The sequence below is a fragment of the Novosphingobium sp. BL-S-19 genome (assembly GCF_055521675.1).
This window is the reverse complement of the sequence record NZ_CM145498.1, coordinates 295,273-316,284: the sequence shown is the minus strand read 5'-3', so window position 1 is coordinate 316,284 and position 21,012 is coordinate 295,273. Positions and strand designations below refer to the sequence as shown.

The 21,012-nt window shown below is 65.7% G+C and carries 15 protein-coding genes; 10 read left to right on the top strand and 5 right to left on the bottom strand.

Annotation, left to right across the window (positions count from 1 at the left end):
- Positions 1-140: 140 nt before the first annotated feature.
- The 3 genes from ACZ1JV_RS09925 to ACZ1JV_RS09915 all read right to left on the bottom strand — a co-directional run bounded on the left by ACZ1JV_RS09925 (position 141) and on the right by ACZ1JV_RS09915 (position 3,943).
- A complete protein-coding gene (locus ACZ1JV_RS09925; protein WP_465136531.1) occupies positions 141-827 on the bottom strand; it encodes a response regulator in 687 nt (228 codons plus the stop codon).
- Positions 824-3,475 (bottom strand): DUF4118 domain-containing protein, encoded by a 2,652-nt coding sequence (locus ACZ1JV_RS09920; RefSeq protein ID WP_465151434.1) that lies wholly within the window; start codon positions 3,473-3,475, stop codon positions 824-826. Before ACZ1JV_RS09920 ends, ACZ1JV_RS09925 begins: the two co-directional genes overlap by 4 nt.
- 183 nt (positions 3,476-3,658) lie before the next feature.
- The gene (locus ACZ1JV_RS09915) at positions 3,659-3,943 is read right to left on the bottom strand and encodes a hypothetical protein (protein WP_465151433.1); all 285 of its coding nucleotides are present in this window, start codon (positions 3,941-3,943) and stop codon (positions 3,659-3,661) included.
- A gap of 141 nt (positions 3,944-4,084) precedes the next feature.
- Between ACZ1JV_RS09915 and ACZ1JV_RS09910 the strand changes: the two genes are divergently transcribed.
- The gene (locus ACZ1JV_RS09910) at positions 4,085-5,968 is read left to right on the top strand and encodes a potassium transporter Kup (protein WP_465151432.1); all 1,884 of its coding nucleotides are present in this window, start codon (positions 4,085-4,087) and stop codon (positions 5,966-5,968) included.
- Between the two features lie 231 nt (positions 5,969-6,199).
- Here ACZ1JV_RS09910 and ACZ1JV_RS09905 read toward each other — a convergent pair whose 3' ends face one another.
- Together ACZ1JV_RS09905 and ACZ1JV_RS09900 are read right to left on the bottom strand one after the other, a co-directional pair.
- Complete coding sequence (locus ACZ1JV_RS09905; protein WP_465151431.1) at positions 6,200-7,237, bottom strand: bile acid:sodium symporter family protein; 1,038 nt, start codon at positions 7,235-7,237, stop codon at positions 6,200-6,202.
- A 33-nt stretch (positions 7,238-7,270) separates the two neighbouring features.
- Complete coding sequence (locus tag ACZ1JV_RS09900) at positions 7,271-8,293, bottom strand: aldo/keto reductase (protein ID WP_465151430.1); 1,023 nt, start codon at positions 8,291-8,293, stop codon at positions 7,271-7,273.
- 384 nt (positions 8,294-8,677) lie between these two features.
- Here ACZ1JV_RS09900 and ACZ1JV_RS09895 point away from each other — a divergent pair, with 384 nt between their 5' ends.
- The 9 genes from ACZ1JV_RS09895 to ACZ1JV_RS09855 all read left to right on the top strand — a co-directional run bounded on the left by ACZ1JV_RS09895 (position 8,678) and on the right by ACZ1JV_RS09855 (position 21,008).
- Positions 8,678-11,107: a TonB-dependent receptor gene (locus tag ACZ1JV_RS09895; RefSeq protein ID WP_465151429.1), complete on the top strand. Its 2,430-nt coding sequence runs from the start codon at positions 8,678-8,680 to the stop codon at positions 11,105-11,107.
- 386 nt (positions 11,108-11,493) lie between these two features.
- Positions 11,494-12,381, top strand: coding sequence for a PhzF family phenazine biosynthesis protein (locus ACZ1JV_RS09890; protein ID WP_465151428.1), 888 nt, complete (start codon positions 11,494-11,496; stop codon positions 12,379-12,381).
- A 165-nt stretch (positions 12,382-12,546) separates the two neighbouring features.
- Entirely contained in the window at positions 12,547-13,827 is a 1,281-nt protein-coding gene (locus ACZ1JV_RS09885) for an MFS transporter (RefSeq protein ID WP_465151427.1), read from the top strand.
- 133 nt (positions 13,828-13,960) lie between these two features.
- A complete protein-coding gene (locus ACZ1JV_RS09880) occupies positions 13,961-15,163 on the top strand; it encodes an aromatic ring-hydroxylating oxygenase subunit alpha (RefSeq protein WP_465151426.1) in 1,203 nt (400 codons plus the stop codon).
- 305 nt (positions 15,164-15,468) lie between these two features.
- Entirely contained in the window at positions 15,469-15,954 is a 486-nt protein-coding gene (locus ACZ1JV_RS09875) for a VOC family protein (protein ID WP_465151425.1), read from the top strand.
- A gap of 279 nt (positions 15,955-16,233) precedes the next feature.
- Positions 16,234-17,016, top strand: a complete 783-nt coding sequence (ygiD, locus tag ACZ1JV_RS09870; RefSeq protein WP_465151424.1) for a 4,5-DOPA-extradiol-dioxygenase — start codon at positions 16,234-16,236, stop codon at positions 17,014-17,016.
- A 41-nt stretch (positions 17,017-17,057) separates the two neighbouring features.
- Complete coding sequence (locus ACZ1JV_RS09865; RefSeq protein WP_465151423.1) at positions 17,058-18,161, top strand: acetamidase/formamidase family protein; 1,104 nt, start codon at positions 17,058-17,060, stop codon at positions 18,159-18,161.
- A gap of 70 nt (positions 18,162-18,231) precedes the next feature.
- Positions 18,232-19,044, top strand: coding sequence for a TauD/TfdA dioxygenase family protein (locus ACZ1JV_RS09860; protein WP_465151422.1), 813 nt, complete (start codon positions 18,232-18,234; stop codon positions 19,042-19,044).
- 197 nt (positions 19,045-19,241) lie between these two features.
- Positions 19,242-21,008, top strand: a complete 1,767-nt coding sequence (locus tag ACZ1JV_RS09855; RefSeq protein ID WP_465151421.1) for a bifunctional metallophosphatase/5'-nucleotidase — start codon at positions 19,242-19,244, stop codon at positions 21,006-21,008.
- Positions 21,009-21,012: the final 4 nt, after the last annotated feature.

The window sequence follows — 21,012 nt, the reverse complement described above, 5'->3', positions numbered from 1 at the left end:
CCACGCTTCGGGCCGGCGTATTATGCGTTCACAAATGAACGCAGCGCGCAGTATTTGCCGCGCCTGGCGATTCTACCCAGCTTGAAAACACTCCGGTTCCCCGGGGAGGGGGAAAGGCAGCCGGGATTCTAGACCCGGCCTCAGTCCTGGCTCACCAGCCGATAGCCGACACCCGGTTCGTTGCGCAGCAGGGTGGGATTGGCGGGATCGTCCTCCAACTTGCGGCGGACGCCGCGCGCGGCGACGCGCAAGTATTCGACATCGCTTTCGTGTCCGGGCCCCCAGACAGAGCGCAGCAATTGCGCATGGGTGATCACTCGCCCCGAATTGCGCGCCAGTTCGGCCAGAAAGCCGTATTCCTTGGGCGTCAGATGCACTTCCGCCCCGGCCTTGCGTACTATCCGCGCGACCAGATCGATCTCCACGTCGCCGCGCCGCACCGGGCGTTCGGCCGCCTCGGCCGGGATGCGGTGGCGCAGCGCGGTGCGGATGCGCGCCAGCACTTCCTCGCTGTCGAACGGCTTGGCCACGTAATCGTCCGCGCCAAGGTCCAGCGCGGCGACTTTCTGGTCGGTCGCCTCACGCGCGGAGACGACGATGATCGCCGCCTGCGCGCGCATCAGCGGGATCAGTTCCAGCCCGTCACGATCGGGCAGGCCGAGATCGAGCAGCACGACCTCGGGCTTGTCGATGGCCATGGCGTTCAGCGCCTCGCGCGCGGTGCCGGCCTCCACCACGGCATAGCCGGCACGGGCGAGCCCGGCATGGAACAGGCGGCGGATGGCGGGCTCGTCATCGACGACGAGGATGGTGATGGTCTGCGTCATATTTCCGGCCATTCCTTGAGATGGGCCCTGTCGAACTGGATGGTGAAGCGGGCCCCTGGGCCGTCCTCGCGATTGGCGGCGGTGACGGCAAGACCCATGGCCATCGCGAACCCTTTGACGATGGCCAGGCCAAGCCCAGTGCCACCCTTGCGGTCCGACCCCTCGATCCGGGTGAACGTCTCGAAGATGCGTTCCTCCTCACCCGCCGGAATGCCGGGCCCACGGTCGCTCACCGTCAGCACCAGCCCATCGGCCACGCGCCGCGCGCCGATGGCAATGGGGGCATCGGGATCGCCGTACTTGGCTGCATTCTCGATCAGGTTGGTCAGGCAATGGTGGAACAAGTTGGGATCGACCAGCACCATCGGCGCATCGCGCGCGATCTCCAGCTCTATCGCATGGCCGATCAGCAGACCGCGCAATTGGTGCAGCGCTTCTGCCACCGCCTCATCCAGATCGACCGGCTCGATCTTGCCGTGCAGCGCCCCCGCCTCGATCCGCGCCATGTCGAGCAGGTTGGTGACGAAGCGGTGCAGCCGCTCCGCCTCCCCCCGCGCGGCGGCGATGGGGACGGCCTGCTCTGGCTCGCTCGCCTCGATGGCGGCCAGGGTGCCCATGATCGTGGTGAGCGGCGTGCGCAGATCGTGGCTGACCGAGGAGAGCAGCGCATGGCGCAGCCGGTCGCGCTCGCGCGCCTGCGAAAGCTCCGCCATCTGCCCTTCCAGCGCCATGCGCTCCAGCGCGAGGCCCGCCTGATCGAGCAGGCTGAGCAGCAGCGGCAACTGGTCCGGCCGCACGGCGGTACGCGCATCGCTGCGGGCAAGGCCGAAAACGCCCATCACCGCGCCGCGTGCGGCCAGCGGGTGGAACAGCCATTCGGAGGCGGTCAGCGTGTCCGATCCCTGCCCGGCGGGCGTATTGTTGTCGAAAGCCCAGTTGGCAGCGGCCAGATCCAGCGTTTCCAGCCGGGCCGGACGCGGCCAGCTCCAGCGGCGCGAGAGGCCCTCGTCACCGGGCATCAACAGCACGGTATTGCCGTCGAACAGGCGGCCGATCTCTCCGCAGAGCACATGCGCCAGTTCGTCGATCGTGCTGATTCCGGTCAATTGCCGCGCAAAGCCGGCCAAGGCGCTGTTCTGCGTGGCACTCGCTTGCGCCTGCAGGGCATGTTCGCGCACGCGGGCGGCCAGCTGGCTGGACAGCACGGCCACGCCCAGCAGCACCAGCACGGTGATGAAATTGCGCGGATCCTCGATGGTCAGCGTATGCGTGGGCGGCAGGAAGAAGAAGTTGTAGGCGAGCGAGGACGCCAGCCCCGCCGTCAAGCCGGTCCGCAGGCCATAGCGCGTGGCCGCGACCATGACCGGCAACAGGTAGAGCAGCCCCAGATCGGTGATATTGCCGCTGGACAGGATCAGCGTGCCCACCAGCGTCACCACCGCCGTCAGCCCCAGCGAGACGAGATAACCGGTCGGCGATCCCCACTGCCCGCCCGGCCGGTGCCCGGGATCCCGCGCCTCGCCACTCGTCGTCGGCACGACCTGGATCGACAGGCCGGGCATCTCGCGCACCAGCCGGTCGACGATCGATCCGTGGCGCAGTTCGAACCAGCGCGATCGGGCAGACTTGCCGACGATCAGCTGCGTCGCCCGCGCCTGCGCGGCAAAGCTTTTCAGCCCGTCGAACACCGTTTCGGCCGGCAGCGTGGCCACCTGCCCGCCCAGCTGCGTCGCCAGATGCAGCGCTTCGGCAAGCTGGGCATTCTCGCCATCGGTGAACCCGGCGGCGCGCGGGGTTTCGATATGCACCGCCGTCCACGGCGCGCGCAGCGCATCGGCAAGGCGCTTCGCCGCGCGCACCAGTTCCAGCGCGCCGGGCTGCTCGCTCACCGCCACGACCAGACGGTCGCTGGCCGCCCAGATCCCCTCGATGGCATGGGCGCGGACATATTCCAGCATCTGCGCGTCGACCGTCTGCGCCGCATAACGCAAGGCCATTTCGCGCAGCGCGGAGAGGTTCGATTTGGAAAAGAACGCCCCCAGCGCGCGCGTCGCCTCATCGGGCACGTAGACCTTGCCCTGCCGCAGCCGCTCGATCAGTTCATCGGGCGGGATGTCCACCACTTCGATCTCGGCATCGCCCAGGACCTTGTCCGGCAGCGTTTCGCGCACACGGACTTTGGTGAAAGAGGCGACGACGTCGTTCAGGCTCTCGATATGCTGGATGTTGAGGGTGGACCAGACATCGATCCCCGCCTCCAGCAGTTCCTCCACGTCCTGCCAGCGTTTATCGTGGCGGCTGCCCGGCGCATTGGTGTGCGCCAGTTCGTCCACCAGCACCAAGGCCGGGCGGCGGGCCAGCACCGCGTCGATATCCATCTCGTCCAGCACATGGCCCTGATAGGGCACATGGGTGCGAGGGATCGTTTCCAGCCCGTGCAGCCGCGCTGCCGTCTCCGCGCGGCCGTGGGTTTCCACCACGCCCACCACCACGTCGACCCCGGCGGCGTGACGGGCGAGGCCCTCTCCCAGCATTTCGTAAGTCTTGCCCACGCCGGGCGCGGCGCCGAGAAAGATCTTCAGGCGGCCGCGATGCTCCCGCACGGCGGCGCGCAGCAGGGCTTCGGGATCGGGGCGCGGTTCGTTCACGGCTGCGCTTGTGCGCTGCGGGCAGCCCGGCTGTCGAGAGCCAGATTGACGCTGGACAGTCCGGACACGGGAAGAGCCGCCTCGGGGCAAGTCCCCGAGGCGGCAGGTGTCACCAGGTAGGAAGGAACAAGGAAACCTGGGGATTCTTGAAAATGCGGCGCGGCGGCACGATTCATCGGCGGCTCAGAAGTGACCGGGCAGATCGATCTCGCGGAGCAGGCGCGGCCCCCACAGGGCCAGCGAGAGGCCAAGGCTCAGCAGCGCCATGAACACCGCACAAAGGCCCAGATCGGCCACGGTGGGATCGTGCAGCACCGGCGTGATCGCCATCCGGTGCTCGGCAAGAATGACGCGCGATGCCGCCAGCAGGCACAGCAGGCCTGCCGCGCGCATCGCGATTTCGGCCGGCCACCAGCGCTTTCCCGCACGCAGCGCGGCCAGCCGGTTGGGGGACAGATATCGGCGCATGGCACCATACTCCCGTCAGTGGATGACGGGTGCGAGATGGTCCTTCAGGCCGTTAAGGTTCCACGGGGAATTGCTCCGGCCGCATAAAGAAAGCATAAAGTTGGTGGCGCCTTCGCGCGCGCGAGACTAGGCGCCCGAACCATGAGCGACTCCTCAGGGCACCATGCCCCCAATGAAAGCCTCGCAGCGCTGTCCGTCGGCGCGATCGGGGTGGTTTTCGGCGATATCGGCACATCGCCGCTCTATGCCCTGAAGGAAAGCTTCATCGGCCACCACCCGCTGGTGGTGGACCGCATGCACATCTTCGGCGTTATCTCGCTGATGTTCTGGACGATGATGCTGATCGTCACCGTCAAGTACGTCTTCATCATCCTGCGTGCAGACAACAACGGCGAAGGCGGCAGCCTGGCGCTGCTGGCGCTGATCGGGCGCACGCTGGGCAAGAGCCGCTGGACGCCGCTGATCGCCATGCTGGGCGTGATCGCGACCGCGCTGTTCTATGGCGATGCCATCATCACGCCCGCCGTCTCGGTCCTCTCCGCCGTGGAGGGGTTGACCGTGGTGAACGAGGAATTCGCGGAATTCGTCCTGCCGATCGCGGTGGTCATCCTGATCGGGCTGTTCTCGATCCAGTCGCACGGCACCGCGACGATGGGCAAGCTGTTCGGCCCGGTGATGATCGTCTATTTCCTGGTGCTGGCAGGCCTTGGCCTGCACTCGATCGTCAAGGCACCCGAAGTGGTCTGGGCACTGAGCCCGCATCACGCGCTGCAGTTCTTCATGGTCAATCCGAAGCTGGCCTTTCTGGCGCTCGGCTCAGTCGTGCTGGCAGTGACCGGGGCGGAGGCGCTCTATGCCGACATGGGGCACTTCGGCCGCAAGGCGATCTCGATCTCGTGGCTCTACGTCGCTTTCCCGTGCCTGCTGCTCAATTATCTGGGGCAGGCTTCGCTGGTGCTGCGCAATCCCGATGCGATCCAGAACCCGTTCTTCTTCATGGCGCCGGACTGGGCGCGCCTGCCGCTGGTCCTGCTGGCGACCATGGCGACGATCATCGCCAGCCAGGCGGTGATTTCGGGCGCATTCTCGGTCTCACAACAGGCGGTGCAGCTGGGTTTCCTGCCGCGCCTGAAGATCCTGCACACCAGTGCCAAGGCGGCGGGGCAGATCTACGTGCCGCTGGTAAACTGGGGCCTGCTGATCATGGTGGTGCTGCTGGTCTTCGGCTTCCGCAGTTCGGGCAATCTGGCCGCGGCATACGGTATCGCGGTGACGGGCACGATGCTGATCACCGCCTGCCTGCTGGGCGTGCTGACCTTCACCGTGTGGAAGTGGCATCCGCTGGTGGCGGGCAGCGTCACGGCAGGCTTCCTCTTCATCGACGCGCTCTACTTCTTCTCGAACGTCACCAAGATCCCCGACGGCGGCTGGTTCCCGCTGCTGGTGGCCGCCGTGGTCTTCACTCTGCTGACCACCTGGGCCACCGGCCGCCAGCTGATGCGCGACCGGCTTCGGGAGGACTCGATCCCCTTCGCCACTTTCATCCGATCGGTGGGCGAACGCGTGCGGCGCGTGGCGGGCACTTCGGTGTTCCTCGCCTCGAATGCCGACGGCGTGCCGCCGGGGTTGCTGCACAATCTGAAGCACAACCATATCCTGCATGACCGGGTGGTGATCCTGACGGTCTCCGGACAAGGTGTGCCCCACGTCGCGCCCGAAAACCGCGCCGAAGTGGAGGATCTGGGCCAGGGCTTCTACCGCGTGGTGCTGCGCTACGGCTTCATGGACGAGATCGACATTCCCGCCGCGCTGGCCGACGAAAACCGTGCCGGCGGCCCGTTCAAGCCGATGGAGACGAGCTACTTCCTCTCCCGCCAGACGCTGATCCCCTCCAGCCGGCCGGGCATGGCGCTGTGGCGCGAGAAGCTGTTCGCCGCGATGGTACGCAATGCGGAAAGCGCGATGGAATTCTTCAAGCTGCCCACCAACCGCGTAATCGAACTGGGCAGCCAGCTGGAGATTTAGGGCGGAGGGGCAGGCTGACGCACTTTTCGTCCTACCCTTCACCCCATACTCTTCGTCGCCCCGCGCAGGCGGGGGCCCCGCTTTCTTCTGCACCCTCTCGTATGCCGCAAGACAAGCGGGATCCCCGCCTTCGCGGGGATGACGGGATTGAGGTGGCAAAATGGAATGGCTGCCCCTTCCCACCCCGCTCATCCTGAGCCTGTCGAAGGATGGGAGGCCTCGCGCCGCCCCTCAGGGGGCTTCGACAAGCTCAGCCTGAGCGGGATTGGGGGGCTGGCCCGGATCGGCCAAAGCCGGCTGCGCTTCGGCCTCCGCCCGCGCCGCCAGCCTGCGGGCAAGCACGGCGCAGACCATCAACTGGATCTGGTGGAAGAACATCAGCGGCAGGATGATCGCGCCGACTTGTGCCGGCGGGAACAGCACCCCCGCCAACGGCACCCCGGTCGCAAGACTCTTCTTGGAGCCGCAGAACAGGATGACGATCCGGTCCTCGTGCGAAAAGCCCAGCACCCGGCCCAGCACATTGCCCACCACCATGATCACCGCGAGAATCCCGAGCGAGAGCGCCGCAATCAGGCCCAGCTCAGCCACCGTCACCTTATGCCACAGCCCCTCCAGCACGGCCGCGCCGAAGGCGGTATAGACCACCAAGAGGATCGATCCCCGGTCGGTATAGCCCAGCAGCTTCTTGTGGCGGCTGACGAAGCCGCCGATCCACGGCCGCAGCAGATGCCCGGCGATGAATGGCAGCAGCAATTGCACGGCAATCGCGATGATCGGATCGGTGGAGAAGCCCTGCGTCTTGCCGGTGATGAACAGCGCGGTCAGCACCGGGGTGATGAAAATGCCGGCAAGATTGGAGAAGGAGGCACTGCACACCGCCGCCGCCACATTGCCCCCGGCAATCGCGGTAAAGGCAATGGAACTCTGCACTGTCGAAGGCAGCAGGGTCAGGTAGAGCACGCCCATCGCCAGCGAGGGCTCCAGCCCCGGAATGGCGGCAACGCCAAGGCCGACGATCGGGAAAATCACGAATGTCAGGCAGGCGACGGTCAGGTGCAGCTTCCACGCCTTCGCGCCATCGACGATCGCCTCGCGCGAGAGTTTGGCGCCGTGGAGGAAGAACAGCAGCGCGATGCCCGCGTCCGCCACCCCGCCAGCGATCCCCGCCCAAACGCCGCGCGCCGGGAAGATCGAGGCGAGCCCCACGGTCGAGACCAGCAGCAAGAGGTAGGGATCGATGTTCAGGCGGGCGAGAAGGCGAAGCATGGGCAGTCCTGTTTTGGGGAGGCGCTTATCAGGTCAGTCCGGAACCGGACCGGAACCGGCACCGGTTTCGCGAAGAACGGCGGCAATCCCGGCACGATCCTCTGCGGTGAGCACAAGGTTCGCCCCCGTCACCCAGCCATCGACTTGCGCCGGACTGCGCGCGCCGACGATGGCGCCGGTCACGCCCGGCACCGCCAGCACCCATGCCACCGCAACCGCCGCTTGCGAGACGCCGTGCCGCTCCGCCACCGGCTTCATCGCCGCCGCCACCGCCAGATTGCGCGTCAGGTTCTCCCCGGTGAAGTCGGGATGGCGCGAACGCCAGTCGTCTCCCGCCAGCCCCGCCACCCGCTCTGCCGAGAAGGCACCGGACAGCAGGCCGGACTGCATCGGGCTATAGACGATAACCCCGGTATCGTGCGCCAGACACCACGGCAGTTCGCGCGCGATGGCCCCACGCTTCAGGGCCGAGAGCGGCGGTTGCAGCGTATCGACATGGCCCAAGGCCTCCGCCGCCTCCAACTGGTCCGCATTGTGGTTGGACAGCCCCACCGCACGCACTTTGCCCGCCGCCTTCAGATCGAGCAGCGCGCCCCAGTATTCGTCGAGCGCGGTGCCGTCCTCGGCCGGCCAGTGCATCTGCAGCAGGTCGATCCGCTCCACCCGCAGGCGGCGCAGCGACGCCTCGCACTCCGCAATGATCGATTCCCGGCGGCCGACGCGCAGTTTCGACTGGCGATCGTTCGGATCCCAGACCTGCCCGCACTTGGTGAAGACGTAGGGCCGCCCGGCTTCCGGCATTTCGGCCAGGGCTTTGGCGACCACTTCCTCCGAATGGCCGAGGCCATAGATCGCGGCGGTGTCGATCCAGTTCACTCCGCGATCGACCGCGTGACGGATCGCGCGGACCGAATCGGCATCGTCCTGCGCGCCCCAGCCCACCGCCCAGTCCGGCCCGCCGATGGCCCAGGCGCCGAAGCCGACGCGGCTGATCTCCATGCCGGTCGTGCCCAGCGGACGGGTCATGGGCGGCGTATCGAGTGCGATCACGGTCATCAGGGCATCCTCCCGGGGCCAGTCACCCCTTCCCTGCCCCCATGGCAGGCACGGACGGCACGGTCTTGTCGCTGGAAACGCCAACGGCTTGACGCGAGACGCCCGAAGCATGCCCCGCGCCTCTCCTGAAGCGGGGCATACGCTGCAACGCAAAACGGCGAAAACGGTTCCCGTTCGCGTCAAGCACACAAAAACCGCCAATTTACGCGAGTCTTATGCCCAAGCGGCACGCCCGCCGGGTTACAGCGGTCAACTACTTATTCGCAACTGCACAAGACCGGACCGTCATCCAGCCGCCAAGTTCCCCCTCAAGCGGCCACCCCAGCAGCAAGCATGAGCCGCAAAGCCCGGGAATCGATCTTACGACCTGTTCGGGGAGCTGACATGAGAACCAAGTCCACTTTCGCCTATGCCCTGGCCACGGGCATATCGTTGCTTGCCTTCACTTCCGCCACGGCCCATGCCGCCGCTGAAAACGCCGCCGCCGTGCCTGCCGCCGCAGCAGCAGCCGATCCGGCCGCAGACCCGGCCGCCGGCACGCTGACCGACATCGTCGTGACCGCCGAGCGCCGCGACGTCAGCCTCCAGCAGGCCCCGCTTTCGGTCAGCGCAATCACCAACGATACCCTGCGCGCCGGCAACATCACCGATATCACCGGGCTCAACGGCACCGTCCCCGGCCTGGTCATCGCCAAGAGCGGCGGCGGCGAGCGGATCATCTCCATCCGCGGCATCGGTTCGGAAACGCCGGAGAACACCAATACCCAGCCGGGCGTCTCCTACCACATCGACGGCGTCTACATCTTCAACTCGATCGCCGCGAGCGCCGCCTTCATCGACGTGGCGCAAGTCGAAGTGCTGCGCGGCCCGCAGGGCACGCTGTTCGGCCAGGGATCGACCGGCGGCACCATCAACGTCGTCTCGATCGAGCCCAGCACCGATGCGCTGAAGGGCAACGTCAACGCCGGGATCGGCAATTACAACTACATGGAAGGCTCCGCCGCGCTGAACGTGCCGGTGACCGACACGCTGGCGATCCGCGGCGCCTTCCAGTTCACCAAGCATGACGGCTATGCCCACGCCACCGAAGTGCCCGGCTTCAAGAAGTACGATCTGGACGATCAGGACGAGACCGGCTGGCGCCTGGGTGCCAAGTGGCAGCCGCTGTCGAACCTGTCGATCACGCTGAACACGATCCAGTTCAATTCGAACACCAACGGCCCGGCGCAGAAGAACATCCTCGACCCCAACCCCGATCCGCGCGAACTGACGCAGGATTTTCCGGGCCGCTCGAAGGTGAAGACCCAGCTCTATACCGGCGTGATCAAGTGGGACACCTCTTTCGCCACGATCAAGTCGATCACCGGCTACCAGAAGCTGCATTCGGAGCAGGCCTGGGATGCCGACGGGCTGGACACCACGCTGTTCTACCAGAACACCTACAACCCGATCAGTTACACCGGCGTCAGCTATGACCACGTGCCGCTCTGGGCGTCCGACACCAAGAGCTGGAGCCAGGAGCTGAACCTCACCTCGAACGGCAACGGCCCGTTCCAGTGGGTGCTCGGCGGTGTCTATCTGCACTCCAAGAACAGCCAGTACGTCAACGAATACCGCAGCGATGACGACAACTTCCTGCAGGAAGCCCTGCCGGAAGACACCGCGTGGAACGACCCGCTGGTCAGCAACCTGACCTATGCCGAGCTGTCCTCGATCAAGCGTGAGCTTTACGCCGTCTTCGCGCAGGGCACCTATGCCCTGACCGACAGCCTGAAGCTGACCGCCGGCGCGCGCTACAACCACGACAAGTCCTCGGGCATGTACGATTCGATGTCGGGCGGCACCTCCAACCAGACCTCGGGCGCCTATCTCCAGCCCGCGTCGACCGGATCGCGCAGCGATCATGCCTGGACCGGCAAGGTAGCGCTGGATTACCAGTTCACCCCCAGCAACATGGTCTACGCAAGCTACACACGCGGCTTCAAGCCGGGCGGCATCAACAGTTCCTCGGCAGCATGCGGCGGCGCCTACTGCATCTTCGGCTGGGAAGATTCGATCAAGCCCAGCTACAAGAAGGAAACGGTCGATTCCTTCGAAATCGGCAGCAAGAACCGCTTCCTGGACGATACGCTGCAGATCAACGCCTCCGCCTTCCTCTACAATTACAAGAACATGCAGTTCCTTGAGGAAGACCCCGTTCTCTATGGCGAAGGCATCAGCAACGCGCCCAAGGCGCGGGTCTACGGCCTGGAACTGGAAAGCACTTACGCGCCGACCGAGCATCTGCGCTTCGACGCGTCGATGTCGTGGCTGGAGGGTGAGTTCACCTCGCACTACTACGCGCTGGATCCGAACAACGCCGCCAATGCCCAGAACGCCGCCGGTTATCCGGATTACCTGTTCTGGACCAACTTCTACGCCGCCTCGGTCGCCCGCGATGCCGCGCGTGAGGATATCAAGGGCAACCGCATTCCCAAGCTGCCGCGCTGGCAGGGCAATATCGCGGCCACCTGGAACGGCGAAGTGGGCCCGGGCAAGCTGACCGCCCGCGCCCAGCTGATCTATCGCGGCAAGTACCAGTACCGCCTGTTCAACGAAGGCGCGGTGGACACCACCCCCTCGTACACGCAGGTCAACACGATGCTGAAGTACGAGCCGGAAGGCACCCATGCGGATGTGACGCTGCGCGTGATCAACCTGTTCGACAAGAACGGCATCAACTCGCGCTTCTCGGACCCTTACGGTTCGGCGCAGGTGATGGACACCTACATCCCGCCGCGTCAGGTGATCCTGTCGGTAGGGTACAAGTTCTGAGAGGGAGCCAATCGGGTCGCACCGTTGGTTTTTAGGGGAACGCGTCGGCTGCAAGGCCGGCGCGTTTTTCTGTTTGGGGGCAGCTCGCGTCACAACTCTTCGTCGCCCCCGCGAAGGCGGGGGCCCCGCTTTTCTTCGCACCCTCTCGCCCCGCGCCACAGAAGAAGCGGGATCCCCGCCTTCGCGGGGATGACGGGAAATAGAGCGAAACTCACCCACCACACTCCGCTCATCCTGAGCTTGTCGAAGGATGGGAGACCAAGCGCCACGCCGCCGGGGGCTTCGACAAGCTCAGCCTGAGCGGGATCGGGAGAATGGCTTGTTGAAGACAGCCCCCTCCACATCGTGCATGGGGCTGTTCCAGACCAACCGAACGGACCACCCTCGTGCCCCAAGTCCCCTTCTTCACCGTCGACGTGTTCACGAAGACCCGCTTCGGCGGCAACCCGCTCGCCGTCGTGCTGGACGCGGACGATCTCGACGACGCGGCGATGCTGGCGATAGCGGCCGAGTTCAATCTCAGCGAAACGACCTTCATCCAGTCGCCCGCAGACCCCACCAACACCGCCCGCGTCCGCATCTTCAACCGGAAGGCGGAAATGCCTTTCGCCGGGCATCCGATGGTGGGCACCGCCTTCGTCCTCGCCCGCCAGAATCCGCACCTCAGCAGCGCCGCGTTCGAAGTGCCGGCCGGGATCGTCCGCGTGCAGATCGAGCGCGATGCCGATGGCACGCCGCTGGCCGCCAGCATCGAGACGCCCCAGCCGCTCAGCATCGGCGAAACGGTCGCGCCCGCAGTGATCGCCCGCGCCCTTCGGCTGACGCCCGCCGATGTGATCATCACGCACCATCTCCCCGTGGCCGCATCGAACGGCAACGCCTTCGTCATCGCCGAAGTGACGGGCGAGGCGCTGTCCCGCTGCGATCCCGATCTGGCCGCCTTCCGCGACGCGCTGGCTGCCCATCCGCAATTCGGCACGCGTTTCGCCGTTCATGCCTACGCCCGGCAGGGCAGCGTGCTTCGCACGCGCATGTTCGCGCCGCTTTCGGGCACCTGGGAAGACCCGGCGACGGGAAGCGCCAATACACCGCTCGCCGGCCTGCTGCTCTCGCTGGAATCGGGCAAGCAGGAAGCCAGCTTCGAAATCCATCAGGGCGTCGAAATGGGCCGGCCCAGCCTGCTGCACGTCACCGCGCGCCGCACGCCGGACGGCATCGTGGCCACGCTGCGCGGTGCCTGCGTGCCGGTGATGCAGGGCGAAATCACGGCCTAATACAAAAAGCCGGCCTTCGAGCCGGCATAGCCCAACTCGCTTGCCCCCACCCCGCGATCAACTATTGAGTCGCGCACCATCAAGAGTGTGCAGGTGCAGCATGTAAGCCTGCAGGGCATGATGGTCCGGCGATTCCGTGCGGACCGTGAGCCCGCAGGAGTTGTCATGTCGTCCGGACTGTCCGTGCCCCGCAGCATACCACGCAGCGCTTTGGTCATGTTCGCCGCCTCGCTCGGCTTCTTCTTCGTGACCGCCACCACCTTCACCTCGCTTGGCTACGTGCTCTACACGATGGTGGCCGAACTCGGCTGGTCGAAGGCGGCCGCGGGCCTCAGCTTCTCGCTGCTGGGCCTGGCCTGCGGCCTCGCCAGCCCACTGCCGCCGATGCTGATGAAGGCGATCGGTACGCGGCTGACGGTCTTCGCGGGCTGTCTGGTGCTGGCGATCGGCTTCTTCATCGCCTCGCAGATCCATCATCTGGAACTGTTCTTCGTGGCGACGACGCTGATGGGCGTGGGCTTCTCGCTCGTCGCGCCTTCGCCCGCCGTCTACCTGCTGGCGACGTGGTTCCCGCGCACTTCGGCGCGGATGATCGGCTTCTATTTCATGACCGGCGCGGCGGGCGGCATTGCTGGGCCGCTGATCGTCGGCACCATCGTCGGCCTTACCGGCAACTGGCGTCTGCACTGGATGGTCATGGCCGCCAGCGCGCTGGTGCTGGGCGTGATCTCGCTGCTCTGCATCCGCGACGCGGTGAAAGTGGAGAGCGTCGATCAGGTCAAGGGCGCCGGGCATGAGAGCGACGGCCCCGCCGCCAGCGTATGGACCGTGAAGCAGGCGCTGATGACGCCCAGCTTCGTGATCCTCGCGCTGGCCATGACCGTGGTGCAGACCGTGGTTACCACCACCCACTCGATCCTCGTCGCGCATATCGCCAATCTCGGCCAGGGCGCGGCGCCGGGCGCCATCGCGATGAGCCTGCTGGCCTTCGCGGGCACCGGCGCCAAAGGCGTGACCGGCACGCTGTGCGAGCGCGTCGATCCGCGCCGCATCTTCATCGCCGGCCTTGCCGTGCAGGCACTGGCCATGGCGCTGCTGTGGACGGCCAGCCACGTTCTCGTCGCAACGGTCGCCGCCGCGCTGTTCGGCATGGGCTGGGGCATGGCCTGGCTTTCCGCGCATATCCTGCTGCTGCGCTACTTCGGCGCGGGCATTGCCGGCGACATGACCGCGATGGCGACGACCGTCACCACGCTCGCCGTGTTCGGCCCGATCGGCGCCGGTCGCATTGCCGACGTGACCGGCAGCTACGCCCCTGCCCTGCTCGTCTTCGCACTGATGCTGGCGGGCGCGACGGCGATGGCCGTGCTGTTCCTGCGCGCACCAGCCTCTCCGCCAGTCCGCAGCGAAGAACCGGAAACCGCCGAACTGGTCCCCGCCGAGTAAGAACCCGCGCAAGCCTTGCCAAAAGTCCCTTCGCCCAGCGCAAAGAGACTGTGGCCAAGGCCCGCTAGGGTCATCCTGTAGCAAGGGGTTGCCGAAGGGCGATCCGCATTTTGCGTCAGACGGGAAGCCAGCAATGACCATTCTCACCGACAAGTTCATCGACAGTCTGGAAAGCTCCACGCTCGACACGCTGGAAGCCGAGACGCTGCCGGCGGAATGCTATGTCGACGAGGAATTCTACCGGTTCGAGAAAGCCGCGCTGTTCGAACATGAATGGCTCTGCGTCGGCCGTACCGAGTGGCTGGAAAACCCGGGCGACTTCTTCACCGTCACCCGCGCGGACGAGCCGATGGTGATCTGCAAGACGCGCGACGGTTCGATCAAGGCGCTGTCCTCGGTCTGCCAGCACCGCGCGATGCTGGTCGCCGAAGGCCACGGCAATGCCCGCGCCTTCGTGTGCCCCTATCACCACTGGACCTACGACCTTGACGGCACCCTCGTCGGCGCGCCAGCGATGAACCGCACCTGCAACTTCGACAAGAAGGCCGCCAGCCTGCCCGTCATCCGGCACGAGGTCTGGCACGGCTTCATCTTTGTCAACTTCGATGCCGAGGCCGCGCCGCTGACCCCGCGCCTTGCCGGGCTGGAAGAGGTCGTCGCCAACTACGATTTCGAAAACCTGCGCGGCCCCCGTCCAGAGGAACCGACCGTGTTCCCGTGGAACTGGAAGGTCATGCTGGAAAACAACAACGACGGCTACCACGCCAGCCGCCTCCACGCCGGCCCGTTGCACGACTTCATCCCGAGCGGCCTTGCCAGCTTCCCCGAAGTGCCCGCCGATTCCGCCGGCTATTATCGCCTGAACGGCACACTCCACAAGAACGCCGCCTTCAACGCCACGCAGAAGGCGGTCTTCCCGGTGTTCCCGAAGCTGACCGAGGAAGAGCAGAACCGCCTGCTCTTCGTGAACCTGCCGCCCAGCCTCTCGCTGGTGGTGCTGAACGACACCGTGCTCTACCTGATCATGGACCCGCGCGGACCGGAGAGCCACGCGCTGACCATCGGCACGCTGATGGTGCCCGAGGCGATGGACGATCCGCTCTACGAGTTGAAGATGAAGATGAACGACACTGCGGTCGAGGAGATCGTGGGTCAGGACTTCCACGTCGACGAACTGGTGCAGCAGGGCCTGCGATCCAAGTTCGCGCCGCGCGGCCGCTATTCCTGGCAGGAGGGCGCCCAGCGGTTGCTCAACGTCTGGCTGGTCGAACGCTACCGCGCCGAGTGGGATCGCCGTCGCGGACCGTCCGCGCCGGTCACGCGCCTTCACGCCTGATTTAACACGTTTACCGTCACCCATTCCCGACGGCTGCGGCGTCCGACTTCGGTCGGGCGCCGCCTTTTTTGTCCGGGCTCACGCCCGGATGCGGCACCGGCCCACTCCCCCACCCGACCACCCACGAGTGTATCCTGATGGGTGGTCGGGTGGGGGAGTGGGCCGGTGCCGCCAAAATCCGCCTTCAGCGGATTTTGCAAAGAACGCCGGACGGACGCTGGAAATCAAGGATTCGTGCGCCTCGTGCCGCGCATGCAAACTCCCTGCGGCTAGGCCTTGGACAAACACCAAGGGAGCCTTCCGCAATGACCAACACGCTCATCTTCGTCGATTTCGCGACCGACGATCCTGCCAAGGCCGGCGAATTCTACGCCGAAGTCTTCGGCTGGGAGAACGATGCGCGCCCGCACGGGATCTACCACCGCATGGTTCCCGGCGGCTTCTTCCAGAACAAGGACGGCACCGACAGCCAGATCGGCAACCTCCACTTCGGCGTGTTCGACGCGAACAACGCGCGGCCCCACCCGAACCCCGAAGGCGTGGAGCCGCGCACGCTGGCGACCGAAGGCCGCAAGGCCCGCATCTGGGTGCTCGTCTCGGACGACGACAGCCATGAACGCATCCTCTCCACCGCCGAGAAACTGGGCGGCAAGGTGCTCTGGCGCAACCACTATTGGGCCGAGTTCAACGGCTATAACCACGCTTTTGCCGATCCCTGGGGCAATGAGATCATCCTGTGGGGCAAGGCCGGTGAGAATCCGGAGATTCCAGCGGACTACACCAAGGAATAAGCCGGATTTCCGGGGCTACCGAACCCAAGGTGTCCTGGAACTGCGAACGGATCACCACCAAACCTCGTCGTCCCCGCGCAGGCGGGGACCCCGCTTTTCTTGAGACGTGGCAAAAGGCAGCGGGGCCCCCGCCTTCGCGGGGGCGACGGAGTTTTGTTGGAGAGGAACTGCACTCACCTCACCCGCCCCCTCCCAACAAGTTCTTGTGCGCTTGCCCGCAAGACCATCCGCCCCCGCTCTCCCTAGCCTTGGGCCTCAGAGCAACGGAGCAATACGCGAATGAGCCGTCTTCCGATCGTCTTCTACGGTCACGGCAGCCCAATGGTGGCGCTGGAAAAGAGCGACGTGACCAGAAGCTGGAACGCGATCGCCGGCCGCATCGGCAAGCCGCGCGCGATCCTGTGCATCTCTGCCCACTGGCAGACGCGCGGCACCGCCGTCACCGCCATGGCCCAGCCGCGCACGATCCACGACTTCGGCGCTTTTCCGCAGGCCCTGTTCGACGTGCAATACCCCGCCCCCGGCGACCCGGAACTGGCGGAACGCGTGCGCGAACTGCTGGAACCGATGCCGGTGAAGCTGGACGCCAACTGGGGGCTGGACCATGGCACCTGGTCGGTGCTGGTCCACGCCTATCCCGAGGCCGACGTGCCGGTGATCCAGCTTGGTATGGATCTGGGCAAGAGCCCCGCCGAACACTGGCTGGTGGGCCGGATGCTGCGCCCGCTGCGCGATGAGGGCGTGCTGATCATGGGCACCGGCAACATCGTCCACAACCTGCCGGCGATGGACTGGGCCAACCCGCTCGCCACGCCCTATCCTTGGGCCGAGCAGTTCAATTCCACCATGTGCAAGGCCATCGCCGAGGACGATCCCAAAGTGGTGATCGATTACGAGGCGCTGGGCGATGCGGCGCGGCTTTCGGTTCCCAGCGAGGACCATTTCCTGCCGCTGCTCTACGTGCTCGGCGCGCGCCATGAGGGCGAGCCGGCCGAATTCGCGCCCCACTTCATCCAGCACAAGTCGCTCAGCATGACGAGCGTGCTCATCGGCGCCGAATAAGCGCGCCTTTTCCCCGATTTCCCTGCGTAACAGGAGTTTCGATGGCACTGATCAGCCTTAAGCCCGCGCTTGAAAAGGACACCGTCCAACCCGGCGCGCTGCACCACTTGAGGGCAACGCCCGAGACGGTGCACTGGGGCTATTTTTCGCCCGAGATCAAGCCGGCGCTCACCGTGAATAGCGGCGATCTGATCATGGCGCAGGCGGTCACCCACCACGCGGGCGACGATCCGGACCTGATGTTCGATGACGAGATCCGCCGCATCTTTACCGAGATCGATCCCGCCACCCGCGCGCCGGGCTGCCACATCATGACCGGGCCGATCTACGTCGAGGGCGCCGAGCCGGGCGACATGCTGGAAGTGCGTTATTTCCAGATGAAGCCGCGCTTCAACTATGGCTCCAACCTCGCGGCCAACTGGGGCCATCTCTACGAGGAATTCGGCCAGACCGAGCGGGTGACGATCTACAAGCTGGATCCCACCGCCAACACCGCCGCCGCGCTCTATGCCTATGACGTGGACGAAAAGTACGTCGTTCCCGGCCGCATCACGCACTGCCCGGAATGCGACCGCTCCACCGCGCTGCCCGGCATCACCATCCCCGCGCGCCCGCACCTCGGCACCGCCGGCGTGGCGCCCGCCGTCAACGATCCGGTGAGCACGATCCCGCCCGGCCTTCACGGCGGCAATATCGACAACTGGCGCATCGGTGCCGGGGCGACGATGTATTACCCGGTGCAGGTCAAGGGCGGTCTGTTCTCGATCGGCGATCCTCACGTCAGCCAAGGCGACGGCGAGATCAGCGGCACCGCGATCGAGGCCTCGCTCGACGTGCTGTTCCAGATCGTGCTGCGCAAGGACTTCTCCTTCCCCTCGCCACTGCTGGAAACGCCCGATTGCTGGATCGTCCATGGCTTCGGCGAGAATCTGGACCTGGCCATGAAGTCGGCATCGATGGACATGCTGCACCTCCTGACCGAGCATCAGGGCCTGTCGCGCAACGACGGCTATTCGCTGATGAGCGTCGCCGCCGACTTCGGCGTGACGCAAGTGGTGGACGGCACGCAGGGCATCCACTGCCGCATCGAACGCCGCATCTTCCCGCACAAGGGCAGCGTGGCCGATCCGGTCGCGAAAGACTGAACAGGACGTTCGTGCCGGGCGGGTCCGTCCGGCACGGGCCATAGGAAGCGTTACACTGGAGCCGCCGGAAATGGGCTATGAACTGATCGACGTGCGCCCGATGACCAAGCGCATCGGCGCGGAAATCTTCGGGGTGGACCTGACCAAGCCGCTGGGCAATCAGGCCTTTGCCGAGATCCACGACGCACTGATGAAGCACCAAGTGGTGTTCTTCCGTGACCAGCCCATGGACCATGACGCGCACAAGGCGCTGGGCCGCGCTTTCGGACAACTCGCCATCCACTCGGGCGTGGCCGGCCTGCCCGATCATCCCGAGATCGTCGCCATCCATGCCGATGAAAAGTCCAAGTTCGTCGCGGGCGAGAACTGGCATTCGGACCTTTCCGCCGATGCCGAGCCGCCGATGGGATCGATCCTGACGCTGCACACCCTGCCCGAAGACGGCGGCGATACGCTGTTCGCCAGCATGTACGCGGCCTACGACGCGCTTTCGCCGGCGATGAAGGCCTTCCTCGATCCGCTGACCGCCGTTCACGACGCCAATCATGTCTACAAGGCGATCTTCCCGGATTCGACCAAGACCTATCCCTGCAACGCGCACCCGGTGATCCGCACCCATCCGGTAACCGGCCGCAAGCTGCTGTTCGTAAACTCGTCCTACACGACGAAAATCAACGAGCTGTCCGGCCCGGAGAGCAAGGCCGTGCTCGATTTCCTGTTCGAGCATGTGAAGGACGCGAACTTCCAGGTCCGCTTCCGCTGGGAAAAGCACTCGGTGGCGTTCTGGGACAACCGCTGCACCCAGCACTTCGCGGTGTGGGACTATTTCCCCGAAGTCCGCTCCGGTTTCCGCGTCACCGTCGCGGGCGATAAGCCATTCTGATCAAGCCACGCTATCTGTTTGCCGCCACGGTGCTTGCCCTCACAAGCCCGGCGATGGCAACCGCGCCTGTGCCGCCCCCCAGCAAGGCGGCACAGGCGCTCCAGTCGAAGTCGAACGAGACTGACGACCCCCTAATCTGCTTCGCAGATGCAAAAACGTCCTTGGCGCGTCATCCAACGATCCGATAGAGCCGGGCCATGACCAGTTTCCGCATCGCGCGCGTCACGCCGCTCGTCGCCGCCCTTCTCGTTTCCGCCTGCGCCACTCCGCAGGCGCACCATCAGGCCGCGGCGCCCGCCGCGCAGGCCCCGATCGAGATCGGCGTGATCGCCATCAACGACTTCCACGGCGCGCTCGAACCGCCGAAGCAGACGGTGGACGCGCCCGACGGCAAGGGCAACGAAGTCTCGGTCCCGGCCGGCGGCGCGGCTTGGCTGGCCTCGGCCGTGGACGCGCTGAAGGCGGAGCATCCCGAGAACGTGGTGGTGGCCGCAGGCGACCTCACCAGCGCCTCGCAGCTCGCCTCCTCGCTCTATCTGGACGAGCCTTCGGTGGGCGTGATGAACCGCATCGGGCTGGAATTCAACGCAGTGGGCAACCACGAGTTCGACCGTGGCTGGCAGGAACTGAAGCGCCTGCAGAATGGTGGCTGCGCCAAGAACACCCGCTTCGAACCGTGCCAGCTCGAACAGTTCGAAGGCGCGCATTACAAGTACCTCGCCGCCAGCACGGTGATGCCGGACGGCACGACGCTGTTCCCCGGCACCGGGCTCAAGACCTTCGGCAGCGGCGACCGCAAGATCACCATCGGCTTCATCGGCCTCTCGCTGAAGACGATCCCCACCCTCGTCGCGCCGGACCGCGTGAGCGGCCTGAAATTCGAGGATGAGGCCGATACCATCAACCGCGCCGTGCCCGCGCTGAAGGCGGCCGGTGCCGATGCCGTGGTCGTGCTGATCCATCAGGGCCTGCGCACCAAGGGCGTGGCCGATCCCAACGGCTGCAACGAGGCTGCGGGCGATATCCAGCCGATCCTCGATCATCTGAACCCCGGCGTGGACGTGGTCGTTTCGGGCCACACGCATTGGGCCTATGTCTGCAACTACACCGCCAATGCCGCCGCCGGCCCGATCCTGCTGACCAGTGCCGGCGTCTACGGCAAGCTCGTCACCGACATCACGCTCGACTTCGATCCGGTGACGCACAAGCTGGTGAACCGGCAGGCGCACAACGTGATCGTCCAATCCGAAGCCTATACCTCAGGCAAGGGACCGGTGCCGACCACTACCGCGTTCCCGCAGTTCCAGCCGCGCGCGGACGTTTCGGCCTATGTGAAGCGCTACAAGGACGCCTCGCTGCAGCTGGTCGAGCGGCCGGTGGGCCATGTCTCCGGTCCGATGGAAAAGGAAAGCGAAGGCGGCGTTGGCAATGGCGGTTCGCTGGGCGCGTTGATCGCGGATTCTCAGCTGGCGGCTACCCGCAACTACGGCGCGCAGATCGCCTTCGTGAATCCCTTCGGCATCCGCACCTCTCTGGTGCCTGCTGCCGACGGCACGGTGACTTTCGGCCAGATCTACGCCGTCACGCCGTTCAACAACCAGATGGTGACGATGACGCTGACCGGCGCGCAGATCCGCGCCACTGTCGAACAGGGGCTGGACGATACCGGCGACAAGCAGATCCTCTCGCCCAGCCAGGGCATGAAGATCGCCTTCGACATGCGCCGGCCTTCGGGTTCGCGCATCACGGCGATTACGCTCGACGGCAAGCCGCTCGATCCGGCGAAGAGCTACCGCGTCTCGGTGGTGAACTTCCTGGCCGAAGGCGGCGACGGCTTTGCCGGATTCAAGGACGGCACCGACCGGGTGAACGGCCCGATCGATATCGAGGCCTTCGAGGACTGGCTTGCCGCCGTACCGATGCGCAAGGTGCCGGCGGAAGACCGGACGCCGCAGGCCAAGTAACGCC

What these genes read in the sequence shown, in the direction of transcription:
- ACZ1JV_RS09885 (WP_465151427.1), top strand. Translation starts at nt 12,547, where the DNA reads ATGTCGTCCGGACTGTCCGTGCCCCGCAGCATACCACGCAGCGCTTTG.
- ACZ1JV_RS09895 (WP_465151429.1), top strand. Translation starts at nt 8,678, where the DNA reads ATGAGAACCAAGTCCACTTTCGCCTATGCCCTGGCCACGGGCATATCG.
- ACZ1JV_RS09855 (WP_465151421.1), top strand. Translation starts at nt 19,242, where the DNA reads ATGACCAGTTTCCGCATCGCGCGCGTCACGCCGCTCGTCGCCGCCCTT.
- ACZ1JV_RS09860 (WP_465151422.1), top strand. Translation starts at nt 18,232, where the DNA reads ATGGGCTATGAACTGATCGACGTGCGCCCGATGACCAAGCGCATCGGC.
- ACZ1JV_RS09910 (WP_465151432.1), top strand. Translation starts at nt 4,085, where the DNA reads ATGAGCGACTCCTCAGGGCACCATGCCCCCAATGAAAGCCTCGCAGCG.
- ACZ1JV_RS09905 (WP_465151431.1), bottom strand. Translation starts at nt 7,237, where the DNA reads ATGCTTCGCCTTCTCGCCCGCCTGAACATCGATCCCTACCTCTTGCTG.
- ygiD (WP_465151424.1), top strand. Translation starts at nt 16,234, where the DNA reads ATGAGCCGTCTTCCGATCGTCTTCTACGGTCACGGCAGCCCAATGGTG.
- ACZ1JV_RS09925 (WP_465136531.1), bottom strand. Translation starts at nt 827, where the DNA reads ATGACGCAGACCATCACCATCCTCGTCGTCGATGACGAGCCCGCCATC.
- ACZ1JV_RS09880 (WP_465151426.1), top strand. Translation starts at nt 13,961, where the DNA reads ATGACCATTCTCACCGACAAGTTCATCGACAGTCTGGAAAGCTCCACG.
- ACZ1JV_RS09875 (WP_465151425.1), top strand. Translation starts at nt 15,469, where the DNA reads ATGACCAACACGCTCATCTTCGTCGATTTCGCGACCGACGATCCTGCC.
- ACZ1JV_RS09865 (WP_465151423.1), top strand. Translation starts at nt 17,058, where the DNA reads ATGGCACTGATCAGCCTTAAGCCCGCGCTTGAAAAGGACACCGTCCAA.
- ACZ1JV_RS09900 (WP_465151430.1), bottom strand. Translation starts at nt 8,293, where the DNA reads ATGACCGTGATCGCACTCGATACGCCGCCCATGACCCGTCCGCTGGGC.
- ACZ1JV_RS09915 (WP_465151433.1), bottom strand. Translation starts at nt 3,943, where the DNA reads ATGCGCCGATATCTGTCCCCCAACCGGCTGGCCGCGCTGCGTGCGGGA.